This is a genomic window from Nocardia sp. NPDC057668 (genome assembly GCF_042799795.1).
Classification (GTDB): domain Bacteria; phylum Actinomycetota; class Actinomycetes; order Mycobacteriales; family Mycobacteriaceae; genus Nocardia.
On the sequence record NZ_JBHVIC010000001.1, the window covers coordinates 1,182,304 to 1,207,527 of the forward strand.

18 protein-coding genes are annotated in these 25,224 nt (G+C 68.5%); 5 read left to right on the forward strand and 13 right to left on the reverse strand.

The genetic code is table 11. The features are described 5' to 3' along the window. Window positions 1-198: 198 nt before the first annotated feature. Both ACFVBH_RS05565 and ACFVBH_RS05570 read left to right on the forward strand, forming a co-directional pair. On the forward strand, window positions 199-2,814 hold the full coding sequence (locus ACFVBH_RS05565) for an ABC transporter ATP-binding protein/permease (protein WP_379000066.1): 2,616 nt from the start codon (window positions 199-201) through the stop codon (window positions 2,812-2,814). Beyond that, window positions 2,811-4,565, forward strand: a complete 1,755-nt coding sequence (locus ACFVBH_RS05570) for an ABC transporter ATP-binding protein (protein ID WP_379000068.1) — start codon at window positions 2,811-2,813, stop codon at window positions 4,563-4,565. The genes ACFVBH_RS05565 and ACFVBH_RS05570 overlap by 4 nt, the downstream gene beginning before the upstream one ends. A 291-nt stretch (window positions 4,566-4,856) precedes the next feature. On the opposite strand, the gene ACFVBH_RS05575 is transcribed toward ACFVBH_RS05570, so the two are convergent. The 3 genes from ACFVBH_RS05575 to ACFVBH_RS05585 form a co-directional block, all read right to left on the reverse strand. Continuing rightward, window positions 4,857-5,645, reverse strand: a complete 789-nt coding sequence (locus tag ACFVBH_RS05575) for an ABC transporter permease (protein WP_379000070.1) — start codon at window positions 5,643-5,645, stop codon at window positions 4,857-4,859. After that, window positions 5,645-6,382: an ATP-binding cassette domain-containing protein gene (locus tag ACFVBH_RS05580; protein ID WP_354990373.1), complete on the reverse strand. Its 738-nt coding sequence runs from the start codon at window positions 6,380-6,382 to the stop codon at window positions 5,645-5,647. Before ACFVBH_RS05580 ends, ACFVBH_RS05575 begins: the two co-directional genes overlap by 1 nt. Before the next feature lie 120 nt (window positions 6,383-6,502). Next, entirely contained in the window at window positions 6,503-6,985 is a 483-nt protein-coding gene (locus tag ACFVBH_RS05585) for a hypothetical protein (RefSeq protein WP_354990374.1), read from the reverse strand. 372 nt (window positions 6,986-7,357) lie between these two features. Here ACFVBH_RS05585 and ACFVBH_RS05590 point away from each other — a divergent pair, with 372 nt between their 5' ends. From ACFVBH_RS05590 to ACFVBH_RS05600, 3 genes are read left to right on the forward strand one after another with little or no spacing between them, the layout of a single operon-like run. Next, window positions 7,358-8,362, forward strand: a complete 1,005-nt coding sequence (locus ACFVBH_RS05590; protein ID WP_379000073.1) for an ATP-binding cassette domain-containing protein — start codon at window positions 7,358-7,360, stop codon at window positions 8,360-8,362. Further along, on the forward strand, window positions 8,362-9,177 hold the full coding sequence (locus ACFVBH_RS05595) for an ABC transporter permease (RefSeq protein WP_354990376.1): 816 nt from the start codon (window positions 8,362-8,364) through the stop codon (window positions 9,175-9,177). Before ACFVBH_RS05590 ends, ACFVBH_RS05595 begins: the two co-directional genes overlap by 1 nt. Then, the gene (locus ACFVBH_RS05600; protein ID WP_379000075.1) at window positions 9,174-9,995 is read left to right on the forward strand and encodes an ABC transporter permease; all 822 of its coding nucleotides are present in this window, start codon (window positions 9,174-9,176) and stop codon (window positions 9,993-9,995) included. The genes ACFVBH_RS05595 and ACFVBH_RS05600 overlap by 4 nt, the downstream gene beginning before the upstream one ends. A 622-nt stretch (window positions 9,996-10,617) precedes the next feature. Here ACFVBH_RS05600 and ACFVBH_RS05605 read toward each other — a convergent pair. The 10 genes from ACFVBH_RS05605 to ACFVBH_RS05650 all read right to left on the reverse strand — a co-directional run bounded on the left by ACFVBH_RS05605 (window position 10,618) and on the right by ACFVBH_RS05650 (window position 25,220). Further along, window positions 10,618-12,111, reverse strand: a complete 1,494-nt coding sequence (locus ACFVBH_RS05605) for a DUF222 domain-containing protein (protein WP_379000078.1) — start codon at window positions 12,109-12,111, stop codon at window positions 10,618-10,620. A gap of 143 nt (window positions 12,112-12,254) precedes the next feature. Next, window positions 12,255-13,889: a long-chain-fatty-acid--CoA ligase gene (locus ACFVBH_RS05610; RefSeq protein WP_379000080.1), complete on the reverse strand. Its 1,635-nt coding sequence runs from the start codon at window positions 13,887-13,889 to the stop codon at window positions 12,255-12,257. Between the two features lie 22 nt (window positions 13,890-13,911). Continuing rightward, the gene (locus ACFVBH_RS05615) at window positions 13,912-15,195 is read right to left on the reverse strand and encodes a wax ester/triacylglycerol synthase domain-containing protein (RefSeq protein WP_379000082.1); all 1,284 of its coding nucleotides are present in this window, start codon (window positions 15,193-15,195) and stop codon (window positions 13,912-13,914) included. Next, on the reverse strand, window positions 15,192-16,358 hold the full coding sequence (locus ACFVBH_RS05620) for an acyl-CoA dehydrogenase family protein (RefSeq protein WP_379000084.1): 1,167 nt from the start codon (window positions 16,356-16,358) through the stop codon (window positions 15,192-15,194). The genes ACFVBH_RS05615 and ACFVBH_RS05620 overlap by 4 nt, the downstream gene beginning before the upstream one ends. Beyond that, window positions 16,355-16,597, reverse strand: a complete 243-nt coding sequence (locus tag ACFVBH_RS05625) for an acyl carrier protein (RefSeq protein ID WP_354990382.1) — start codon at window positions 16,595-16,597, stop codon at window positions 16,355-16,357. The genes ACFVBH_RS05620 and ACFVBH_RS05625 overlap by 4 nt, the downstream gene beginning before the upstream one ends. A 111-nt stretch (window positions 16,598-16,708) precedes the next feature. Continuing rightward, complete coding sequence (locus tag ACFVBH_RS05630; RefSeq protein WP_379000086.1) at window positions 16,709-18,022, reverse strand: lysine N(6)-hydroxylase/L-ornithine N(5)-oxygenase family protein; 1,314 nt, start codon at window positions 18,020-18,022, stop codon at window positions 16,709-16,711. After that, window positions 18,015-19,568, reverse strand: a complete 1,554-nt coding sequence (locus ACFVBH_RS05635; RefSeq protein WP_354990384.1) for a pyridoxal-dependent decarboxylase — start codon at window positions 19,566-19,568, stop codon at window positions 18,015-18,017. Before ACFVBH_RS05635 ends, ACFVBH_RS05630 begins: the two co-directional genes overlap by 8 nt. Before the next feature lie 62 nt (window positions 19,569-19,630). After that, window positions 19,631-21,073, reverse strand: a complete 1,443-nt coding sequence (locus ACFVBH_RS05640) for a condensation domain-containing protein (protein WP_379000089.1) — start codon at window positions 21,071-21,073, stop codon at window positions 19,631-19,633. Further along, window positions 21,070-23,403, reverse strand: a complete 2,334-nt coding sequence (locus ACFVBH_RS05645) for a penicillin acylase family protein (RefSeq protein ID WP_379000091.1) — start codon at window positions 23,401-23,403, stop codon at window positions 21,070-21,072. Before ACFVBH_RS05645 ends, ACFVBH_RS05640 begins: the two co-directional genes overlap by 4 nt. Beyond that, window positions 23,400-25,220 carry an IucA/IucC family protein gene (locus ACFVBH_RS05650; protein ID WP_354990387.1) on the reverse strand — a complete coding sequence of 607 codons (1,821 nt, stop codon included), beginning with the start codon at window positions 25,218-25,220 and terminating at the stop codon, window positions 23,400-23,402. The genes ACFVBH_RS05645 and ACFVBH_RS05650 overlap by 4 nt, the downstream gene beginning before the upstream one ends. Window positions 25,221-25,224: the final 4 nt, after the last annotated feature.

The following is a 25,224-nucleotide window of genomic DNA, read 5'->3' on the forward strand; positions in this document are numbered from 1 at the left end:
CGGGTAGGCGGCTCGGACGTCGAGTCCCTCCACCTCTCGACGTTCGATCCTGACCCACCGGTTTTCATCGGGTATGTGTAGGCTTACCAAAGTTGGAGGTGAGGATTCCGGTTCGGAAGCAGTGGGGTCGTACGCGCGCGCGTGCGACGCCGGGCGGAGGGGTCGACTCGCCGCACACCGATCGGAGGACAGGCGAGAATGGCGCGCAGAGGTTTTCAGGGGGCGGTGCTGACCGCCTTCGGCGTTCAGTACCACACCGCCACGGTGCTCGAAATAGAACAGACCACACCGCGATACCTGCGGGTCTGGCTGACCGCACCCTCGCTCTTCGACGAGATCACGATGGAGCCGACCGCCTGGCTGCGGATCTGGTTCCCGGATCCCGAGGGCTCGGAGTCGGAGTTCCAGCGCGGCTACACCATCGCCGAAGCCGATCTCGACAACGGGCGCTTCGCGATCGACTTCGTGCTGCACGAGCCGGCCGGACCGGCCTCGGCGTGGGCGGGCCGGGTCAAGGGCGGGGAGACCATCGAGGTCACCTCGTTCGGCTCCAAGGGCTTCCCCATCACCCCGGACGATCTGCCCGCCGGATACCTGCTGATCGGCGACTCCGCCTCGATCCCGGCGATCAATTCCATCCTGGCCGCGGTGCCGCCGCACGTGGCAGTCGAGGTCTACCTCGAACAGCATCACGATGACGATCTGCTGATCCCGCTCACCGAGCATCCCCTGGCGCGCGTGCACTGGGTGCCGCGCACCTCCGAGGCCTCCTTCGCCGCCGCGCTCGAAGCGCGCGACTGGTCCAACTGGTACGCGTGGGCGGGCCCGGAATCCAAGTCGCTCAAGCTCATTCGCGCGCGGCTCAAGGACGATTTCGGCTTCCCCAAGACCGATGTCTACGCCCAGGCGTACTGGGTGCACGGCCGCGCCATGGGCAAGGAGCGCGACGGCGCCGAGAAACAAGCCGCGCACGACGCGAACGGCGCGTCCGCAGCGGTCGTCGAGGAGGCCGTGGCGGCGACGCCCGCCCCGGCCGTCGCCGCCGCCACCGCGGCCCCCGCGCCCGCCACCCCCGGCCGCTGGCGTTCGCAGGCGGGCAGCCGACTGTTCGACAGCGTCCGCCGCAAGCTCTGGTTCGCCGCCGTCCTGCAGTTCATCATCACCCTCGTCCAGCTCGCGCCCTTCGTGTTGCTGGTCGAGCTCGCGCGCGAATTGCTCGGCGCGGCAGAGGAATCCAAGCTCTGGACGCTGGGTCTGTGGGCCCTGGGACTGATGGGCCTCGGCGCTGCCCTGGAAGCGATCCTGCAATTCTGGCTGCACGCGGTGGACGCGCGCTTCAGCCGCGATCTGCGCGCCCGGTTGCTGGGCAAGCTCGCGCGACTCCCGCTGGGCTGGTTCATCGCTCGCGGACCGGGCAAGATCAACAAGCTCATCACCGCGGACACCCTGTCCCTGCACTACATGGTGACGCACGCGGTCATCGACGCGGTTGCCGCCGTCGTCGCCCCGCTGGCCGTGCTGGGCTACCTGTTCTGGGTGGACTGGCGACTCGCGCTGGTGCTGCTGGTGCCCGTGCTCGGCTACGTCTTCACGATGCTGACCATGATGGCGTCCTCCGGCCCCAAGATCATGCAGTCGCAGCGCTGGGCCGAGCGGATGAACGGCGAGGCCACCTCGTACCTGGACGGCCAGTCCGTGATTCGCGTATTCGGCGGTTCGGCCGCTTCCCCGTTCCGGCGCAGCCTCGACGAGTACATCGGCTTCCTGGACAACTGGCAGCGGCCCTTCGTCGGCAAGAAGTCCGTCATGGACCTCATCACCCGCCCGGTCACCTTCCTGTGGCTCACCCTGACCGTGGGCACCGCGCTCATCGTCGGCGGCAGCCTCGAGCCGGTCGATCTGCTGCCGTTCCTGTTCCTGGGCACCACGTTCGGCTCGCGACTGCTCGGCATCGGCTACGGCCTGTCGGGTCTGCGCGAGGGCCGGCTGGCGGCCAAGAACATCCAGGTCGCACTGGACGAGAACGAACTCGACGTGCGCGCCGCGGGCACGAGCACCGAGAACCAGCCCGGCCATGTCGTGTTCGACGACGTGACCTTCGGCTACCGCCCCGGAGTGCCGGTCGTGCAGGACATCTCGCTCACCCTCGAGCCCGGCACCATCACCGCACTGGTGGGCCCGTCCGGTGCGGGCAAGTCGACCCTCGCGGCACTGCTGGCGCGTTTCCACGACATCAACGGCGGCGCGATCCGCGTGGGCGGCCGGGACATCACCGAATTCACCCCGGACGAGCTGTACACCCGCATCGGCTTCGTGTTCCAGGACGCACAGGTGATCGCGGGGACCGTGCGCGAGAACATCGCCCTGGCGGTGCCGGACGCGAGCGACGCGGCCATCGAGCAGGCCGCCCGCGATGCCCAACTGCACGAACGCATCCTGCGCCTGCCGCAAGGTTATGACACCGTGCTCGGCTCCGCGGCCACGCTGTCCGGCGGCGAGAAGCAGCGCCTGACCATCGCGCGCGCCCTGCTCGCCGACACCCCGGTGCTCATCCTGGACGAAGCGACCGCCTTCGCCGATCCGGAGTCGGAATACCTTGTGCAGCAGGCGCTGGACCGGCTCGCGGTGGGTCGCACCGTGCTGGTCATCGCGCATCGCCTGCGCACCATCACCGACGTAGACCGCATCGTCGTGCTCGAACAGGGCCGGGTGACCCAGTCGGGTACCCATCAGGAACTGCTCGCCGTCGACGGGCGCTACCAGCAGCTGTGGAATGCCGGCGCCGCCGCCGACGCGAAGGAGACCGTGCGATGATGCGCACCGTATTGAGCCTGCTGCCGCCCGCGGATCAGCGGCGCTGGGCCGGATATCTGGCCCTGATCGGAACCTCCACCATCGTGCGCGCCATCGCGGTCGTACTCGTGGTGCCGCTGGTGTCGGCGTTGTTCGGCGACACCCCGGCCGACGCCTGGCGCTGGGTCGGCGCGCTGACCGTGGCCGTGCTCGCGGGCTGGATCATCGATTCCATCGCCTCGCGCATCGGATTCGACCTGGGCTTCGGCATTCTCAACCGCGCGCAGCGCGACGTCTCGACCCAGGTCGCGCGAATTCCGTTGCGCTGGTTCAGCGAGGACAACTCGGCGATCACCCGCCGGGCCATCGCCACCACCGGACCGGATCTGGTCGGCCTGGTCGGCTACCTGGTCACCCCGATCATTCAGGGCATCCTGCTCCCCATCGTGATCGGGCTGGCTCTGCTGCCGATCTCGTGGCAGCTGGGTGTGGTCGCACTGCTGACCGTGCCGCTGCTGCTGGGCGCGCTGTGGGCCACCGGCCGCATCACCCGCGTCGCGGACAAGGCCGCCGCCGACTCCAACAGCGTTCTCACCGAACGCATTCTGGAGTTCGCCCGCACCCAGGCCGCCCTGCGCGCGGCCCGGCGGGTGGAGCCCGCCCGCAGCCAGACCGGCGCCGCGCTGGACGCCCAGCACAGCGCGACCGTGCGCCTGCTGCTGCTCAACATTCCGGGTCAGGTGCTGTTCAGCCTGGCGAGCCAGGTGGCGCTCATCCTGCTCGCGGGCACCACCGCGTGGCTGGCCGTGCGCGGCACCGTGGACACCCCCGAGGCCATCGCGCTCATCGTGGTCGTGGTCCGCTTCCTGGAGCCGTTCGCGGCCATCGGCGATCTGGCCCCGGCCATCGAGACCAGCCGGAACACGTTGCGCGACATCCGGACCGTCATCGACGCGCCCGGTCCGGAGCGGCCCGCGGCCGCCGACGAGCGCACCGGTGCGAACACCGCCGCCGGAGTCGCGCTGCGCGATGTGCGATTCGGCTACGACGATGCCGCGCCGCCGGTGCTCGACGGCCTGGACATCGAATTCCGCGCCGGTGAGATCACCGCCATCGTCGGCCCGTCCGGCTCGGGTAAGAGCAGCCTGCTGTCCCTGGTCGCCGGGCTGGAGACCCCGAATTCGGGCAGCGTCACGGTGGGCGGCGTCGATCGCGGCGGCCTGGACCCGGCCCAGCGCCCGGCCGACACCTCCATGGTGTTCCAGCAGCCGTACCTGTTCGCGGGCACCATCCGCGAGAACGTGCTGGCGGGCAATCCGGACGCGACCGCCGACGAACTCGCCACGGCCCTGCGCCTGGCCCGCGTCGACGAATTCGCCGACCGTCTCCCCGAGGGCCTGAACAGCCTGGTCGGCGACGCCGGCGCCGCCCTGTCCGGCGGTGAGCGCCAACGCGTCTCGATCGCCCGCGCCCTGCTGAAGTCGTCCTCGATCCTGCTCGTGGACGAGGGCACCAGCGCCCTGGACGCGGAGAACGAGGCCGCCGTGGTCACCGCGATCGCCGACGACCCCCGCACCCGCACCCGGATCGTGGTCACCCACCGCCTGAGCACGATCGCGGGCGCCGACCGGGTCCTGTTCCTGGAAAGCGGCCGCGTGGTGGAAGACGGCACGGTGGACGAGCTCCTGGCCGCCGAAGGCCGCTTCGCCGAGTTCTGGTCCCACCAGCGCGATGCCGCCGGCTGGCGCCTGGCCACCGCCGACCAGGGCTGACCGGCTACCGACCACAACCGCCCGCCGGAACCCTCGGGTTCCGGCGGGCGGTGTCGTTTCCGAGGTAGGCACGCACCGTTCGTATCGCCTACTCCGACAGCGGATACGGGACGACCTGCCGACCGCACCATCGGCAACCACCGAGGCCGGTCCGGTCCCGCGCGCACCGGCTACCCGGCGCAGCCCGCTGTCGAACTCCCCCGGTACGTGAGCCTGAAGCCGGCGCGATTGCATTGCAACGCAAAAGCTCTCCCGCGCCGCTGGGGCACGGGAGAGCTTTCATAACCGATGTCAGGTGTTCTTGGTGTCCGACAGGGAGAGGCGGACCGTGCCGAAGGCGAAGATCAGCACGCAGAGGATGGCGAAGTAGGCCAGGGAGCCGTTCTGGCCGCCGAAATAGCTTTCGATGGTCGAGAGCTGGCCTACGCCGAGCTCGCCGTTCTTGAAGGGCGACAGGCGTTGCAGGAGCAGGCCCGGGTCGCCGGGGATCAGGGTCACGAAGACCTCCACGCCGAACTTCCAGAGCAGGACCGCCATGACGACCAGGCCGGGCTTGGGGAGCAGGGCCGAGACGCCGAGGCCCAGGGCGGTGACGAGCACCGCGAAGAGGGGGACGCAGATCAGCAGGCGGATCCCATCGCCGGAGAAGGCGTCCACCTTGCCCCAGATCTCGGGGAACAGGCGGGGGAAGCCGCCGAGCATGATGAACGTCGCGGCGAAGGACGTGACAGCGGAAACCGCACCGAAGACAATCAGTTTCGCGACGGGGAGCAGCCAGCGGCGGGGCTGGATCGCGAAGGCCGTCTCGATCGTGCGGTCCTTGACCTCCGCGCACAGCGACGTCACACCGCCGGACATCAGGATGAACGTGGAGAAGATCAGGATCCAGTAGGCGGCATTGTTGGTGTGCATGCCGCCCGCACCGCGGAAGGTATTCGACTCGGTCGCCTTGGCGATGCCGAAGTTGATCGCCACCGGAATCACCAGGGCCAGCGGAACCACCGCGTACCAGAGCGAACTGCGCCGCGAGAGCTTGGCGGCTTCACTGCGCACGGACTGCGCCAGATAGGTGAGCACCATTACCGAGCACCTCCCGTCGCGGTGTACTGCACACTGCCGCGGGTGATCTCGATGTAGGCCGACTCCAGCCTGCGCGGGCCGGTGCCCTTGGCGACCAGGTCATCCTTGGTCGTATCGGACAGCACCGTGCCCCTGCCCATGATGACGACCCTCGTTCCGGTGATTTCGACCTCGGTCAGATTGTGCGAGGCCACGAGCAGGCATTTGCCCTCGGCCGCCAGTCCGGAGACCAGCTCCCGCAGCCACAGAATGCCTTCGACGTCCAGACCATTGGCGGGCTCGTCCAGCACGACCGTCTTGGGATCACCCAGCAGCGCGGACGCGATGCCGAGCCGCTGCAGCATGCCGTAGGAGAAGCCGCCGACGGTCCGCTTCGCCACCCCTTCGAGCCCCACACGTTCCAGCGCGGGAGCCACGACCGACTTGGGCAGCCCGCCCAGCCGCGCCTGCCACAGCAGATGCTGGGTCGCGGTGTGATCGGGATTGCGCGCGAACGCCCCGAGTCCGAACCCGATCTCGCGCAGGGTATTCGGGTAATCCCGCAGTGACCGGCCATTGACGGTGATCACGCCCGCACTGGGCCGCGCCAGCCCGGCGATCATTCGCATGACGGTGGTCTTGCCCGCGCCATTGGGCCCGAGCAGGTAGGTGATCCCGCCCGCTTCGGCATCGAAGGACACCTCGTCCACCGCCACGGTATCGCCGAAACGCTTGGTAATGCCGCGCACGCCGATCATGACGCGGTCCTGAGTAACTGTCGCACAGTCGAATTCACTTCCGTATGGCTCCACACACGAAGCGACCCCCCGGAAGAATCGCATTCGGGGGGTCGCTCCGACGTGCCTGGATCAGGTGGCTCAGTAGCCGAAGCTCGGATTGCCCGAACACTGCATCTCCGCGCAGGTGGCCTTCCAATCGAACTTCCAGAGGCCGCCATCGCGCAGGAAGTGGTACTTCGTGCTGGTGGCCGGGAAGCCCGCCATCAGACCCTCGACCGTGACCGAGAGGCTGTCGCCGGACACCTGAACCGGTCCGATCGCGCGACCCTGGATGGAGAAGAAGTCATAGCTGGTGCTCGCCTGCATGACCCGCTCGAGCGCGGGACGCGCGCCCGCGCCGTTGTAGCTCACCTCGATCTTGGGATCGATGCCGATGTTCGGGTTCCAGAACGCGGCGAACGCCTTCTCGATCTGGTGCAGGCTCGGCGTGCCATCGCGCAGGTAGAGGTCCGAAGCCTGGGAATCGCGAATGGAGATGTCAGCCGAGGCCGGCTGCGCGAAGCCGAGTCCGAGGATGGCGGCGGCAATGGCCACCATGGCGACCTTGATGAATTTTGGCATGACAGCCCTTCTGGACGGCGAGCGAAAACGATGCGCCGCAGGGGCGTTCGCGAAACGAGCACGAACGCGAGAGCGGCACTCACCCGCGCGGTGGAGCGATCGCGGGGCGTAGCTCGAGCGGGCAAGCATCACGCTAACCAAGGGACTTAGGTAAGTCAATCCTAAGTGGTGTACCCATCGCCGCATGTGAGGGCCTCCAACCTGGGTGACCCATGGAGAGCCGGGTCACAGCACGCACTGATTGGTTAGTCTAGCCTTGCCTAACAAGAATCGAGTCCCGAACGGGGCTCACGAGGAGGGAATCGACATGCCGATGAGGATCCATTCACCGAACGCCCTACCGCGGTTCGTGCCGACCGTGGCGCGGGCGTCGTGACCTCGCCGGACGCCGGTACACCGGGGGCGGAGCGCGGCATTCAGGGGACAACGCCGGCAATCGAGGTCGGCGACCTGGTCAAGGCCTACGGAGAAGTCAAGGCACTCGGGGGAATATCGTTCGAGGTGGCCCCGGGCGAGGTGCTGGGCCTGCTCGGCCCCAACGGCAGCGGCAAGACCACCACGGTCACCCTGCTGTCCACCCTGCAGCGGCCGACCTCCGGCATCGCCCGCATCTGCGGTCACGATGTGGTAGCCGATGCCGCGCGCGTGCGCGAACTCGTCTCTCTCACCGGGCAATACGCCGCACTCGATGGTGGACTGACCGCGGTGGAGAACCTCGCGGTCTTCGGCAAGCTCACGGGCCTGCGCGGACACGCGCTGAAGACCCGAATCGACGAACTGGTCGAGCAATTCGATCTGGGCGCGGTACGCGATCGGCGCGTGAGCGCACTCTCGGGCGGCATGCAGCGCCGAGTAGACATCGCGAGCGCACTGGTGACCCGGCCCGAAGTCCTGTTCCTCGACGAGCCGACCACGGGTCTGGACCCGCGCAGCCGAGCCTCGGTGTGGGACACCGTCACCGGACTGCGCGCCGAGGGCATCACGGTGCTGCTGACCACGCAGTACCTGGAGGAAGCGGACCGGCTCGCGGACCACATCGTCATGCTCAATCAGGGCACCGTGGTCGCGGCGGGCACACCGGGACAACTCAAGCAGCAAATCGGTGCGGCCGTATGCGAGGTGACGCTCATCGAGCGCTCGGACACCGAACGCACCCTCGCACTGCTCGAGGGCTTGGAAATCGTCGAATCACCTTCCGAGGGAACAGCATCCGGCGCGGCAGCGCATCCGCGACTGGTCGTGCGCGCGCCCGAGGGCATGGCCACGGTCTCCGAGGTCATCACTCGCCTGCGCGGCGCGAACATCGATGTCGTCGACATCGGATTGCGCCAGCCCTCGCTGGACGAGGTATTCCTCCAGCTCACGGAGTCGCGCTGATGTCCACTCTCACCGCCGAACCCGCCACCGTCACGCGAGCGGGCACGATCGCGCGCGCCTCGGTCGGCCTGGGAACCGCGACCGCGACCCTGGCCAGGCAGAAGATTCTCGCCGCAATCCGTTCCGGTGACGGCATTTTCGCCGTCTTCGGCCCCGTGGTGTTCTTCGTCTGCTTCTATGTGCCACTGCATCGCCAATTCGAACTCGGCGGCGGGCACTACGCGCAATTCCTCACGCCCATCATCCTGTTGCAGGCCGGACTGTTCACCGCCATCAGCGCCACCGAAGTCGCCGGGCACGACGCTCGCGCCGGAGTGCACGAGCGCATGATGTCCCTGCCCATCCCCCGCATCACGCCATTCCTGGGCCGAATGGCCTGGGTGATCGTGCGCATGCTGCTGGCCCTGGCCGGCGGTGTGGGAATCGGGTACAGCCTGGACTTCCGCTTCCACGGTTCAGCGATCGACACCGCGGCTTTCATCGCCCTGGTCGTGGTCTTCGGTTTGGCCCTGAGCATGCTCACCGACGCCGTCGGCACGGTGGCGCGAAACTCGGTCTCGGTGGCCAGCATCCTCATGATTCCGCAGCTGATCCTGGTGATGGCCTCCACCGGTCTCGTTCCGGCCGCGGGCTTTCCGGACTGGATTCAGCCCTTCGTCCGCAACCAGCCGCTCTCGGCATTCGCCGACGCCCTGCGCGGACTGGCCGCGGGCACCGATCCCGACCTGACCGCCGCCCTGCTGTGGTCGGCCGGACTCCTCTCCGCGGGCCTGCTCGCGATCACGGCCGCGGGCCGAGCACAGGTGGGCCGATGACCCAGACCACGACCACGCCCACCGCATCGACGTGGCCCGCCCGGCACTCGGTGTCCCTGGTGCGCCAATCCCTGGTGCACGCGAGCGCACTACTGCGCTCGTGGTCCCGGGATCCCGGAATCATCGTGCAATCCATGGTCTTTCCGGCTTTCATGCTGCTGATGTTCCAGCTGGTGCTGGGTAAAACCGTCACCTCCATGGGTGGCGGCGACAGCGTGTACGGCAATGCCGGACTCGTCGCGCTCGTCGGCGCGCTCTTCGGCACGCTTGCCACCGCCATCACCCTCATTCAGGAGCGGGATACCGGTCTGCTCGCGCGCACCTGGACGCTCCCGGTTCCGCGCGCCGGTTTCATCGCGGGGCGGCTGCTCGCAGAGGCCCTGCGCACCGGGCCCGCGACGATCATCCTGTTCCTGGTTGCCATCCCGCTGGGCTTCCGTTTCGAGCACGGCGTGCTGGCCGCGCTGGGCGCGATCCTCGTTCCGATGATCTTCGCCATCGGTATCGCGGTGCCGGTGATCGCCATGGCGACAGTCGCTTCGGGCAAACAGGCGGTGCAGCAGTTGGGAGGATTGTTTCTGCTGCTGTTGTTCTTCAACGGCGGGTTCGCGCCGGTTACGGAATATCCGGGCTGGTTGCAGCCGGTGGTGCGGCATCAGCCGATGACGCCGGCGATCGATGCTATTCGGGGATTGACCGAGGGTGGGGCGGTTGCCAAACCTCTTGCTATCACAGTGCTCTGGGCCGTTGGGTTGATCGTTGTTTTCGGGCCGCTTGCGGTTCGGGGGTATCGGCATGCGGCGGAGCAGCGGCGGTGATCGGGTTGAGTGGGGGTAGGTAGGGCACGTGGCCCTCGCAGCGGGGCTGCGGGGGCCATTTTGCTGTAGGTGGGAGGGGATCGTCGCGTTGGGTGCCCTACCGCAGGAAAGACAACTGGATAGCGGAGTGCCAGCGGGGGCGGGTTGGGTGCCTCGACTTCGGTTGGGTGCCTGGCTGGGGAAAGACGCCTGGATAACGGAGGACCAGCGGGGGCGGGTTGGGAGCCTCGACGGCGGTACCAGCCCTACCGGGCCGATAAACGGGATCCACCACCGGTGGGGGTACAACCAACCGCCAAATGGATTACCGCTCACCACAATCACCCTCTAAGGCAGTACCAGCATTCAACGATGACGGATCTTGTGTCTGTATGTCTCGAGAAGGTTCCCACGGCCATCCAGCCACGCTGAGAGGGCGAAAGCGCTCCCAACCGGGGAGCCGAAGTCGGGTACGGCAGGCGAAGTGACCAGCACTGCCTCGTTGTACTTGCTTGTCCTCCCGAACCCCGCCGGAAGACGCACGGCGCGTGTGGGTCTCGGCTACGTCGGCCACTGGAGTGAACACCGATGCCGCTCTCAGCTCTTGAGGTTTGGCTTTGGGTTTCGGCTGCGAGGCAGGGCTTTAGCAGAGTCGCCGCGCCGGAATACCCGGGATCCCCGAAGGACTCGGCACACGCGGGTGATGACGGAAATTCACCCGAGGTCTACGAGCCGGATCAATATGCGGTGGTGGAATCCACCCGGTCTTGCCCGGATGCTCCGAATCATCCGGCATCACTATCGTTTTCCAGCCGTTCGGACCAGAATTGACCTGGGCATGGCAGGCATCGCATGCAAACGTCAGGTTCTCGATGTCCGTTTCGCCGCCATCCGCCCATTCTTGGATGTGGTGGACTGCCGAGCGGGTGGCTGGTGCGTCACACCCGGGGCGCGTGCAGCCTCTTTCGACAGCGGTGAGTGCCAACCGCTGTTCGGGGGTGGCCAGGCGTTCCCCGCGGGCGAAGTGCAGCGGGCGACCGTTCGCGTCGATGATGACCAGATACGGGGTCGCGTTGGCCGCCAGCTCAACCGCCTGGGCGATCGAGAGGGTGCCGCCGGTGGCGGTGGTCGCCATACCGGTGCGCTGCTCGAGATCGTTGATAGTCATAGTGATCACGGTCGAGACGGGAAGCCCCCGGTGGTTTCCGAGCCTTGTGGGCCCCATGTCCGGGCGCAGGAACGCGATCACCGCATCATGATTGCGTTGAGCAGCAGTGCGATGATCACGCTTGGCAGCAGCTTCGAGCACCGCCCGCGCAGCAGCCACCGGGCTCTCACCGGAAACGTCACTGTCCTGGTCGCCGGTGTCGGTTGCGGTGTCGATCCCGAGTTCGGCAGCAGACCACGGGCTTTGCGGATCATCGGGGTTGCACATGCCAGGACGGGCGAGCTTCTCGAGCACCGGCGTGAACACCGCCTGGAATTGCGGGGTCACCCACCCCGACACCGGAGCCATCCCATCAGCACGCGCATGCCCGATCGTGAACCCCCGCCGCGCCTGCTGATCACGATCCCGGGTCAAGGACCCATCCGGATCGGTGTACTGCAAGATCCGCACCCCGAGCGTGGTGATGCCCTTCGGATCACCTTCACGCGCGAACGCGGTCAGTTGTTCCTCGGCGAAATCCACGGCCTTGGGACCCGCTGCGGCGGGGATCTGCTTGATCACCTCGTGAATAGCTCGAATGTGGTCGGTGGAGATCTCACCCGCCCGCTGCGCCTGCGCCACCAACGCCAACACCGGCGGCCGTGTGAACGTGCCCTCGGACACCGCCGACAGCAATTCGGTATTCCGCACCCGCGCAGCGGCTTCGCCGGGTGAAAGCCGCAGTGTCTCTTGCAGAAACCGGACCGGGCTCTTCACCCCCGCCCGAACAGGCAACCCCCGCGTCACCGCTTCGAGCACGAGATGCTGCTTCATCGCGTCGAGTTTGCGCGTGATGGCTTCGATGTCCTGCATAACCTCGATGAGCTCATCATCGCCCACCGAAAACAAGGGCGATTCGAGCAAGGATTCCGCCGCGGCATCGAGTGCGTGTACACCCTGCGCGATAGCGGTCATCCCTCCCGAATTCATACCCCCATTCTACCCCTCAATAGCGAGCAGACATAGCCCAATTCCATTGTGATACAACAATATTCAGACCCACCACCCATTCAGAAACACCAATGGACCGGGTCGGAATTCCGACCCGGCCCACAGCGACCGACCTCAGAGAATCAGGCCGGAATCAAACTCGTAGCCAGCGACCGCCGCAGCTTGCCCGACGGCGTCTTCGGCAGCGATCCCTTGTGCACGATGGTGACCACCGCCGGCGCGATGCCGACATCGTCGTACACCGCGCGGGCCACCTCCTTGCGGATCCGCTCGGCCTCGTCGGCGTTGTCGGCCGCGTCGGACTCTGCGATGACCGCGATGCCTTCACGAGCCATCGACGGCAGGCGAACGCCAACGGCCGCAACGCCTCCCGGCCGCACGCCAGACACGCCACCCGCGGCGCGTTCGACGACCGTGGGGGCGATGTTGCGGCCCGCGACGATGATGACGTCCTTCTTGCGGCCGGTGACGACGACCTGGCCGTCGGGGGTCACGTAGCCGAGGTCGCCGGTCGAGAGCCAGCCGTCCTCGTCGATCGCCGAGGTGTAACCCTCCTGGGTCAGGTAGCGTTTGGTGACCGCGTCGCCGCGCACCAGCAGGGTGCCGATGCGATCGGCGCGCAGGACCTGGCCCGAATCATCGACCACGCGCAGCTCGATGCCGGGGACCGGGGGGCCGAGTTTGGCCAGCGCGCGGCCGTTCTCGACGCCCTCGCGGCGCACCACACCGTCACGCTCGGAGCCCTCACCGTCGATCTGATCGACGGTGAACACCTCGTCGACGGCGGCGAAGGACACCGCGAGGGTGGTCTCGGCCATGCCGTAGGCGGGCATGATCACCTCGCGAGCCAGGCCGAAACGCACCGCCTCGGTGACGAACTCGTTCAGGGTGCTCTCGTCGATCGCTTCGGCGCCGTTGACCGCGACCCGCATGCTCGACAGGTCGAACGCACCGGCCTCGGCGCGCTTGAGGCGGCGAGCCAGCAGGGAGTACGCGAAGTTCGGTGCGGCGGTGAAGGTTCCACGGAACTTCGTAATGTACTCGGCCCACGCCAGCGGCTTCTTGAGGAACGCCAGGGGGGTCGTGATCACTGCGGTCGCCTGGGCGAGCATGGGGGTCAGCAGCATCCCGATCATGCCCATGTCGTGGTACAGCGGCAGCCAGCTGACCACCACGTCATCGGGGCGGAAACCCGCCGCGGTGATCATGGCGAGCTGGTTCTGGTGGATGTTGCCGTGCGAGATCGCCACGGCCTTGGGCACACCCGTGGTCCCGGAGGTCAGCTGCAGGATCGCGATGTCGTCCTCGGCCACCTCGACGTGCGCCACCGGCTCGTTCGCGGCCAGCGCCTCGATCGAGACGATCGGCGCGCCCAGATCCAGACCGCCGACGGCCGCGGTGAAAGGCTCACCGAGCACGACGACCTTGGCGTCCAGCATCGCCACCACGGCGCGCGTGTCCTCGAGCCAGACCTCGAGATTCGTGCGGGGAGTCGGCTGGTGCAGCATCGTGTACGCCGCACCGCGCATCCAGGACGCCTGCACCAGCGGGCCGACGTCGCGGGGCTCCCCGGCCAGGATGGCGATGGAGCTGCCGTGCTCGACCCCGGCGGCGGCCAGGCCACCGGCGATGCGGGCGGCCTCGGCGCGCACCTGTTCCCAGGTCGCCAGGACCGGCTCGGCGACATCGCTGCCGCTCCACAGGCCGGTGGTGGTGGAAGCGGGCTGCTCGAACAGCAGCTCGGTCACTCTACTCATTGCTGTGTCATCTCTTCCGTGTTCACGCGGCCGGGGATTCTTCGCGCAGCACGCGCTCGAAATGCTCTACGAACTTCTCGGCGTAACCCGGGGGCAGCGCGGCGGGGTCGATCACGACGCCGAACGAGGTGTTCTTGCCCAGGATCAGCGAGGTCACCGAGAACGAGTAGCCCGCCAGGGGCGACAGGGCGGTGAGTTCGGTGATGCGCTTGCCCAGCACCTCGCGGATGCGGGAGAAGCCGGGGTTGATGCCGATGTGGACATCGGGACTCATGTGGGCCATGGCCGCGTTGGCGATGAGCCGCTGCACGGGCCACGGCGCCTGCGGGCCGCCGTCGGGAATGGCCGAGGCCAGCTCCGGGCGGCGCTTCTCGATGGTCGCCAATTCGCTGCGGGCGCGCTCGATCTGGCGGCCGATGTCGGTCTCGCTGCCGAGCAGGTTCAGCGGGGAGACCAGCACCGCGTTGCCGGTGTGCCGGAACTCGGGATCGTTGGTCACCGGCAGGGTCACGCGAATGACCTCGGCCGGCTTGCCCGTGCTCGGCGGGATGGTGCTGAGCGTGGTTCCGATCGCGGCCAGCACGAACTCGTGCACCGAGGCGTTGTGCTTGCGGGCGGCGCGGCGCAGGTCCCGGGTGGAGACGCTGAGCAGGGCGACCTCGCGGCGGCCGGACTTGGTGAGCTTGGGCCAGCCGCGGCCCGTGCGCCCACCGGCGTGCTGTTCGGCGAACGCGGCCTTCGATTCCTTCAGCACCTCGGGATCGATCGGCGGGGTGCGGAAGCGCGGGCTGGTGGCGAAGCGCTCGAATTCCTTGAGCTCGTCGGGGGTTCCGTCGGCGAGCAGCGCGGCGAAGGCCGCACCGGCGATGCCGTCGGACAGCGCGTGGTGCACGCGCAGGGCGACGACCTGAGGACCGTCACCGCTCGGGGTGAACAGTGTGAGGTGCCACAGCGGGTTCGGGCGGGCCAGCGGGGTTTCCAGCAGCTTCGCCAGGCGGCGGCGCAGGTCCTCGGGGGTCGCGTAGTCGGCCCCGGCGACGTGCTGGTCCAGGTCCGGATTCTCCGCGAGCACGACTCGCGGTGCGCGCCAGCGACCTTCGGCGATGCCGACCCGGAACAGGTCGAACAGGCCGATGCGCTCGGCGACCCGGGCGCGCACCTGCGCGGCGGTCAGCCGGTCACCCTCGGTGTCCAGCTCCAGCACCATGGCCCAGTGCATCGGGCGGCCCTTGCCGTCCAGGTGCAGGTAGGTGTGGTCCGGACCGGTCAGCTCGATCACGGAAGTGCTTGCGGCCGAATCACTCACGGCAGTTCCACCTGATTCTCGAACATCTTGTCGTAACGCTCCTGGTCGGGCTTCATGGCGGCCGCGACCAGCTCCCACAGCACCTCGTCGGTCCCGCCGCCGACGCGCGCCAGCTTCATGTCACGGAACCAGCGGTTGATGGGCAGCCCGGTGTCGAGGTAGCCGATGCCGCCGAAGATGTGCAGGCATTCCGAGGCCACCTCCTCCCCCAAGTGCGCGGCGGTGGCCTTGAGGGCGGCGGCGGTGCGCAGGTTGATCTTGCCCTCGGTGGCGACGCCGATCAGGGCGTAGCGCAGCATGTCCACGCGCGCCTGCAGATCCGCGACGCGCAGGCGCAGCGCCTGGTGGTCGTAGAGGCGCTTGCCGAACTGGGTGCGGTTCATCATGCGCGCCAGGGTGACACCGAGCATGACCTCGCACGCCCCGGCGATCTGACCGGCGACCGAGAACCGCTCGTGGCCCAGGCCCCAGCTGATCATGGCCAGGCCGGTGCCGGGGCGCGCGATGAGCGCCTCCTCCGGAACCCAGGTGTCGATGGTCACCGCGGCGGTGTCCAGCGGACCCGCGCCGAGCTTTTCGTAGGGCGTGGCGATCTCGACCTGCGAGGTCGGCACGAGCACCAGCGCCACGTTGCCGTGATCGGCGGATTCGCCGTCCCCGGCGCTGCGGCCCACGACGACGATGTAGTCGGCGATCGGCGAGAGCGAGACGAACTTCTTGTGCCCGACGACGCGGTAGCCGCCGTTCTCCGGCTCGATCATGGTGCGCGCGATCTGCAGATCCGAGCCGCCGGATTCCTCCGAGGCCGCGATGCACAGCACCACCTCGGTGTCGATCGCCTTGTTCGCCAGCTCGCGCTGGAAGTCGTTGCGCGCGAAGCGGCGCAGGATCGCGATGGCCGAATCGTGCAGGCTCACACCGACGCCGATGCCCGCCGAGTTCAGCGCGCCCAGGCGCTGGGCCAGAGCGAAATGCTTGCCGAGGTCGGTGAGCTTGCGGTCCTCCCACTTGCGGGCGAACACGCCTTCCCGGCCCAGGTGCTCGAGCAGCTCGCGCGGAAAACGCTTGTCCTGCTCGGCCTTCTCGGTCCAGGCCACAACCCGCTCGTCGAAGACGCGGGCGAGCAGTTCGTCGTAGGTCTCGGTCACGACCGCGGTGCTCACGCGGCGACCTTGGACCGGATGAGGTCTTCCAGGTCACCGACGGACGCCGCTTCGGACATCTCCTTCTCGGTCAGCTTGACCCCGAGGCGCTCTTCGATGGCGACCACGCCGATGGCGAAGGCGACCGAATCGACGCCGAGGTCCTCGACCAGCAGGGACGAGCGGGTGACGTCGGCCAGCGAGAGATCGAGGTCTTCTTCGAGAATGCTGTTCAGCACATCGGTGATCTGGTCGGACATGAGGTAACTCCTTGGGGCTGAAGATTTTTGCTGCCGGGCGGGTTCACGACGCTACGCACCGAGAACCCGGATCCGGCAGGTGGGGACACACGCCGGGGGCTGTGCGGCGTGCTATTCGAGCACTTCCTCGTCACCGACGCCGAAGCTGGTGAACGCGGTGTTGCGCTGCAGGCGGTAGACCTCGCGGCCGGCCACGCTGTTGAGGATCTTGGCGTTGCGCACCGCGCCGATGTCCAGGTTGGGCGCCGAGACGCCGATGGCGTGCGATTCGGCGTTGGCCAGAAACAGCTTTCCGGACAGGCCGTTGTCGGCGTCGACCGAGTGGTTGTTCGCCACGACCGGGCGGCCCTGCGAATCACGGTGCAGCAGTTCGTTGATCGGCGCCAGGAAGTGCTGACTGCGCGCCCTGTAGCCGGTGGCCGCGATGACCATGTCGGCGGTGTGCGCCAGCAGCGAGCCGGTGTCGCGGTGCCGGCCGCGGATGCGCAGGCGGCCGTCGTCGAGGGTGTCCAGACCCTCGACCGCGACGCCGTTGCGCAGGCGAACCGGCTGCAACTTGTCCTTGAGCTCGCGGCGGTACAGCAGATCGTGCAGTCGCGCCAGGGTGTCGGTCGAGATGCCCTTGTGGAACTGCCAGTGCCCGGCCCGCACCTTGTCCCGGGTCTCCTCGGGCAGACTCTGGAAGTAGTCCATGTACGCGGGGGTGGTCATCTCCAGCGACAGCTTGGTGAAGTCCAGCGGCGCGAACCACGGTGTGCGCGTCCACCACTGGACGGCCGGACCGCCGTTCAAATTGGCCTCGAGCAGATCGACGACGATTTCCGCGCCGGACTGTCCGGAGCCGATCACGGTCACCGCACCGGCCTTGTGCGCGGCCTCCTGGTTGAACAGGTACTCCGAGCTGTGGATCAGCGCGGGCGATGCGGTCGCCAGCGCGGGCGGGATGGTCGGCTCGGTGCCGACGCCGACCACCACGTGCCCGGCGACGATGGTCGAGACCGCGCCGTTCGTGGTCACCGCGACCTCGAAGTGGCCCTGCTCCTCGTTCCACACCACCGAGTTCACGGTGGTGCCGAAGCGCAGGGTGTTCAGGCGGCGCACCACCCACAGCAGGTACGCCTCGTACTCGCGGCGGGTCGGGAAGAAGTCCTCACGCACCAGGAACGGGTACAGCCGGTCCACATCGGCCAGGTAGGCCAGGAACGTCATGGGATGGGTGGGATCGACCAGCGACACCACGTCCGAGAGGAAGCTGACCTGAAGCTTGGCTTCCTCGAACATCATTCCGGTGTGCCAGCGGAATTCCGGCACCGAGTCGACGACGAGGATGTCGACGTCGTCGACCGTCGACGCCATCGCCGCCAGCCCGATGTTGAACGGGCCCGCGCCGATCGCGAGGATGTCTACTTTTTCGAATTCACTCATGGGCCTTCACCATTTCGTCGCCGACGCTCTGCAAGCCTTCGGACTCCACTTCCAAACCGACACGCAGCAGTTCGTCGAACAGCTCGTCGATGTCCTGCTCGGTGGTCTCCGGGTTCAGCAGGGTCAGCTTGACGCAGGTGCGCGGCTCGCCCTCGCCCCGCACGCGCACCTGGGTGCGGCCGATGAGGGCCTTGCCCGAGCTGATCAGGCGACGCCGCAGCTCGCCGTTGACCGCGTCCAGGTCCAGATCCTCACACAGGTAACGGAATACGACCGTGGTCAGGGTGACCGGCGCGACCAGCTCGAGCTGGAGTTCGGTGCCGATGCGGCCCTCGGCGTACTTGGCCAGTTCGTGGCACTGGTCCAGCATCTTGCCCATGCCGCTGCGGCCGTAGGCCAGGAAGGTAGCCGCGACCTTGAGCACGTCGGGGCGGCGGGTGGTCTGCAGGGTCTGGCCCAGCAGACCGCCGTAACCGGCCTCCACGTCGTCGTCGGGGTTCAGGTAGGCGACCGAGCGGTTCAGCGAGGCGAAGCGCTGCTGATCGGCCAGCAGGAGCACCGAGGCGGCGGCGGGCTGCCAGCCGACCTTGTGCAGGTCCAGGGTGATCGAGTCGGCGCGCTCGATGCCGGTCAGCAGCGGGGCCAGCTCGTCGGAGAACAGCGAGCCGAAACCGTAGGCGGCGTCGACGTGCATCCAGACGCCGTGCTTGGCGGCGATGTCCGCGATCTCCGGCAGCGGGTCGATGGAACCGAAGTCGGTGGTGCCCGCGGTGGCCACGATGGCGACCGGGGTGTGGCTGGCGCGCAGCTCGGTGAGCACCTCGTCCAGGGCCTCGGGGATCATGCGGTGATCGGCGTCGACCGGAATCGGAATGGCCGCGGCCTCACCCAATCCCAGTGCGGCGCAGGCGCGGTGGATGGAGAAGTGCGCGACGCGCGAGCACAGGACCACGGGACGAGCCAGGGCGCTGACGCCGTTCTGGCGGATGTCCACACCGTTCTGCATGGCGCCGTAGTCGCGGGCGACCAGCAGCGCGAGCAGGTTCGAGTAGGAACCGCCCGGGCCGAAGACGCCGCCGGCGGACTCGGTGAAACCGGCCAGCTTGGCCAGCGCCTTGATGGTCCACTGCTCGATGCCCAGGGTCGCCGGGCCCGAATCGTAGGTGTCCAGCGAGGCATTGGTGGCACTGGCCAGCGCGTCGGCGACCACGGCCACGGTCAGCGGCGGCGGCTGCAGGTGCGCGGCGGTGAGCTTGTGCGTGAGGTCCAGGCCGTAGGCGGCGATCAGGTCCGCGAGGTGGTTCAGCGCGGCGGCCTCACCGATGCCGTCGGCCGGAATCTGCTCCGGGCCGAGGGATTCCGCGACGGCGGCGAGCATCTCGGCGGGCTGACCCGAGGGCAGCGGGGAGTTGTGGTGCCGACCTTCGACGGCCGCCGCGAGTTGCGCGAGCCCACCGCCGACCGCGGTCCAGCCGGTTCCGGGCTGGGCGAACTTGGACGCTCTGTCCCAGGGGGAATCGAATTCAGGTGACACGGGAGACCTCATAACGTTCGGTGCGGCGGGAGGGGGCGCATGCCGGGGGTGGCGGGCCCGGCGGGCGAGGGCGGTTATACGAGTTGGGGTTCGCGCACGGCGCCGACCAGGTCGGCGAGTGGGAGATCCAGTGCGCTGGGGATGCGCGCGACGAGTGCGGTGGTGATGTCCGCGGCTCGCTGGGCGCGGGCGTCGTCGACGGGACCTGGCTGATGATCGATCTCCAGGTGCACGCTGTCGTCGGCCCCGAGTTCGAAGGCCAGGGTCAGCGGGTAGTTGCCGATCCCGTGGAACACCGACTCGCAGGTGACGGTCCGGTCCGGTGGGACCGGGATGCCGCGCAACGGGGCATTGCGGACCGAGGCCATGATCTCGGCGACCGGGAACCGGCCGCCGGCCCCGCGCAGTGCGGTGAGCACGGTGCCGTAGTCGACGCCGGCGAATTCCATCGAGCCGTACACGACCGAGGCCGCGGTGCGCAGGGCTTCGCGGACGGTCGATTCCGGGTCGAAGCGAAAGCGCATCGGCACGATGTTGCCGGTGTAGCCGACGGTGGCCGGGCCTTCGCCCTGGCGGCGGTTGTCGGCCGGGATGAGCAGGACGTGGTCGGCCTCACCGGTGAGTCCGTAGACGCCGAGCGCGCAGACGCCGATCAGCAGCGCGTTCTGGGTGGCGCCGACCTCGCGGGCGACGGCCTCGAGCGCGGCGATGTCCGAGCCCGGGACGGGCCGCTCGAAGCGGATGCCCGCGCTCTCGTCCATGGGCGAGAGCCAGCTCTGCTCGGGGCTGATGTCGGGCAGCGTGCCGTCCAGCGGGAAGCGGATACCCTCGGCGGCCCAGGTGTTCCGGGCGTGTGCCAGGGCACGGGCCACATCGTCCTGAGTCACCGGCGCGGTCGAGCGGACCGGGCGATCGTCGGCCTCGGGCCACGCGCCGGAGACCAGGGTGCCCAGCAGCAGCGGCCACGATGTGTCGTCCACCGCGAGGTGGTGCACGACCAGCGCCACGGTGACCCGATCGTCGGCGCCGCGGGTGATGCGGGCCCGCAGCGGGGGTTCGCGGGTCAGGTCGAAGGGCGACTTGGTGAAGGTGTCGGCGGCCGACCGGATATCCGAATCCCCTTGCGCGGCAGCGGGGATGGTGCCCCACTCCCAGACCGCACCGGGCTCGGCCCAGCGGCCCGCGATCTCGGTGCGCACGCGGCGGGGCGTGCCGTCCTCGGCCACGGTGATGAGCGAGCCGAGCACGGCCGCGTGCGCGACCATGGTCTCGAAGGAGGCGATGACCTCGTCCAGGCCGTAGCCGCCCTCGAAGTCCAGCACGAGACCGATGTTGTGCGACAACGATTCCGGGTCGAAGCCGTAGATCTTCCACATGCGGCGCTCGGCGACGCCGAGCGTGCCCTCGGGCACGACGGGCGTGGCGCTCGCGGCCGGGGCGGCGCCCTCGGCGGCCAGCCCGGCGGCGGCCAGGCGCTGCTTGAGCAGCTCCAGGCGGGCGGCGGTCTGCGATTTCATAGCGCTCCCAACGTCGAGGCGGCGGTGGCCGGGGTGACCGGTTCGAAGGCGTCCGAGCCGGGCGCCCGGCCGAACTCCTCGTACCCGGTCGCGTTCTCCCGCAGGATCTTCCAGTCGCTGACGATGTCGATCAGCTCCCCGCGGGCCCACAGCGGCGACTGGTCCTGGAAGTGCGGCGAGCTCTGCGCGCCGCTGACGCCCAGCGGCACGATCCAGCGGCCCGCGTCGCGATCGTCCAGGTTCCAGACGTAGCGGGCGGCCGAGCCGACGCTGCACAGGTGCGAGAAGCCGACGGCGCTGGCGTTGGCGAACACGGTCTCGGCGTCGCCGCCCAGGGGCAGCATCGCCGGGCGGATCGCCGCGTTCAGTTCCGGATGCTTGACGCCCGCCCCGACCAGATCGAAACCGTGGATGGGCGCGAACAGGTGCGCGCTGCCCCAGGTCGGGATCTGCTCCCGGGTGGCGAGCGCGGCCGCGGTCGCTTCCACGGCGGCGGTGAGCGCGCCGGTGACGTCCACCCCGAGGGCCGGCGCGCCGGCCACGACCGCGTCCAGGGCCGCGCCGATGCGGGTGCCCGCGATGAACCACGGGTTGAAGGTGGGCGTGAACGGGTGCGGGGCAGCCAAACCCGCGAGCGCGGGCGCGGCGGTGAGGCCGCGCACGAAGTTCGCGCGCACTTCGGCGTACACGTAGGCGTCGGTGCTGTCGGCGTGCATGGCGCGATCCCAGTTCACCAGGCGGGTGCGCACAGCTTCGGCCTCGGCGCCGAGCCCGGTGAGCGCGCCCAGCAGTTCGGTGATCACGTCGGACCCGTCCAACTGCACGTCGCCGTGAATGCGCTCGCAGTCCGCCGCGGTGACGTTCGCGGCGTCCGCCAGCAATGCGTCGATGCGATCCGCCCGGGAGGCGGGCGCGCACTCGGTGGTCATGGGCTGCAAGGGATTCGAGTCGGCGATGCGCTGGTTGGCGATGACCGAGTAACCCTCGACGCGGGCGTCGAAGGACTCGTCGAGCACCGAGGCGGGGCGGTAGCCGCGCCACTGATAGCGCGCGTCCCAGCCCGGGACGGGCAGCCAGTAGTTCTCGTCGGCCCGGTCCGGCATCGCACCCACGACGTGATGGGCGAGATTGCCGGTGGTGTCGGCGATGACGATGCGGTTGACCGGCTCGGACCAGCCGGCCAGTGCCTGCTCGACGTCGCCGACGTTCGCGGCGAACAGCAGGTCGATGGCGGCGTCGAAGGTGACGTCCGGATCGCTGAGCATGGGGGTGCGCAGGCTCACCGCGAAGGCTTCCTCGGGTCCGCCGAAGACGACCCCGCCGTTGCCGGTGGTGATGACCTCCACGCGCACCGGCTCGCCACCGCGCACCCGGATCTCCTCGAACCGGGTGGCGACGGGCTGTGTGCCCGAAGCGGTGTCGGCCAGGACGCCGTCCGCGGTCCGCGTGAGCTTCTCGACGTACAGGTCCTGGTAATCGCCCATGGCATTGGTGATGCCCCAGGCGACGGTGCGGGTGTGGCTGAAATGCGGCAGCGCGGGAACGCCGGCGAACGAGAAGCCGACCACGTCGAATTCCGGTGCGGCCAAATGGAACTGCTGGTAGATGCCGGGCAGTTCGAGGAACCGGTGCGGGTCGCCAGCGATGAGCGGGGCGCCGGTCTCGGTGCGGGCGGCGGCCACGCCCCAGGCATTGCTGCCGGAAATGGCGTCGCCGAAGGAGGATTCGGGCGCGGGCGCGACGGCTGCCACGGCCGGGATCAGCTCCAGCAGCTCGGCCAGGAACGCCTCGTCCGGTACCCCGGGCACGTTCACGGTGGTGTCGTCCACGCCCTCGCAGTCGAACAGCGCCAGCGCGGCCGGGCCGAGCGCGCGCACCGCGTGCACCCGCCAGAGTTTGGTGAGGAATCGGCCGAAGAGCACGTTGTGGATGATGAACACCGCGATGGGCGTCCACGGCTGCCACGGCGCGGGGCGGTGGTCGAGCCCGGTCAGTTCGATCGCCTCGGCGGTGTCCAGGGTGCTGTTGACGCCATCGACGTAGGCGCGCACCAGTTCTCGCGTGCGCGGGCTGGAGGCGTTGTAGATGCGCCGGGCGGCGGCCTCCAGCTGGGCGCGGCGGGCGAAGCGGTCCCAGCCGACGGTGTCCGCGCCGAAGACCTCGGCGGTGCGGCCCTCCGCGCGCAGGCGCAGGAACTCGAGCTGCCAGGCCCGGTCGAGCCCGCAGGCCCGGCCCTGACCGAACAGCGCGCCCGCGGCGGTGGTCGCGGTGATGTGCGGGATGCCGTGGGCGTCGCGCAGGATCTCCACGTCCGGGGTGTACTCGCTCACGAGACCGACACCTCGTCCCGCAGTTCCAGCAGCAGCGGCTCGGGCCGATGCGCGGCAATGGGATTCACGAGTTCGTGCGCGTCGTCGACCAGGGTCGAGTACGAGTCGCCGAGGTTCACCATGCGCCGGTTGTTGGTCAGCTGCAGGCGGTTCATGTGAATGGCCTTGAAGGTGGGCGCGAACATGTCCCACTTGGCGAAGCGCTCGGCGAGCTCCGGGTGCAGGTCCTGGAAGCCGATCACGCTCTCGGCGACCACGGCCCAGAAGTCCTCGTCGGCGAGCAGGCCGCTGGAGTGGAAGACCGCCGCGAGATGCCGCAGGAAGTCGTCGAACACGTCCGAGAGCACGCCCATGTTGCGGATGTCGTCGGTCGCCTCGGCGAGGGCGCGGTGGCAGGACTCGGGCAGATCGGCGGGCGCGCCGAAGATCGACACTTCCTCGCCGAGGTCCTTGAGCATGGCGCGCACCGGAACGCCCTTGTCCAGCACCAGGATCAGGTTCTCCCCGTGGGGCGAGAACTTGAGCTCGTACTTGTAGAGCAGGTACACGATCGGGTGCAGGTAGGACCGCAGGTAGCGGTGCAGCCACTCGCGGGCCTCGAGGCCCGACTCGCGCACGACGGCGGTCACGAACGGATCGCCGTGGTGGTCCACGTGCAGCAGCGCGGCCATGGTGGTGAGCTGTTCGCCCTCGCGCACCAGCGGTACCGGGCTCTCACGCCACAGCGCGGCCAGCAGCTTGCGGTATTCCGAGCCGGGCTGGGTGATGGCGGTGAAGCTGGGGCTGCGGTAGCCGATCGCCGCGACCTCGTAGAGCATGTCGAAGTCGAGCGACTTCAGGTATTCGTCGCCGCTGACCAGACCGCGGATCCAGTCGTTGATCAGCGGGGTGTTGCGCATGTAGTCCGCGGACATGCCGCGGGTGAACCCCATATTGACAATGGAGAGCGCCATTTTCACGTAGTGCCGGGCCGGCCGGGTGGTGTTGAACAGGGTGCGGATGGACTGCTGCGGCTGGTACAGGTCCGGCCCGGTGCCCAGTTCCACGATCTTCTGCTCGGCGATGTCGACGGCGTAGACGCGGGCGATCTTCTCGATCCACTGCCACGGGTGCACGGGCATGTAGTAGTAGCTCGCCGGATCCAGGCCGCGCCCGGTGAGTACCGCGCCGAAGCGGGCCAGGGTGTCCGCGCCCAGTTCGGCGGCGACGACCGAGTCGTAGTCCACGCCCTCGACCGCGGCGAACTCACAGTGCTCGCGCCGGACCGCGACCCAGGTCAGCGCGAACCGCGAACCCCATTCGGGCGCATAGTTCTCCACGTCGTGCGCGCTGAAACCGAGGCGACCGGCGTTGGCCACGATGCACGGGTGCCCCTCGGTCATGGTGCGCTCGATGGTCTGGAAGTCCGCGACCGCCAGCTCCGCCGCCGCGATGCGCCGCTCGTCGGGGCGATTCGCGCTCATGATCAGGGTGTTGGTGAACTCCTCGAGGTATTCCGGCAGCGCGTCGCGCGGAATGCCCAGGGAGCCGCTGAGATCGATGATGAGCTGGGTGGCGTCGATGCGCGCGGACTCGCCGTCGCGGGTGCGGCGCAGCGACGACTCGTCGATGCACCAGCTGTCCAGCGACAGCACCTCGGCGCGGAAACCGTATTCGGTCAGGCCGTCGTCGGAGTGCAGCACGTAGACGCCGGGGGTCAACTCGACCGGATGCACGAACCGTTCGTGGCAGAACTCGGCCAGGATCTTGGTCGCGATTCTGGTCTCGTAGGTCTGCCAGAACGCGGATAGGTGCGCGGAAGCTTCGGGGCTGGTCAAAGCA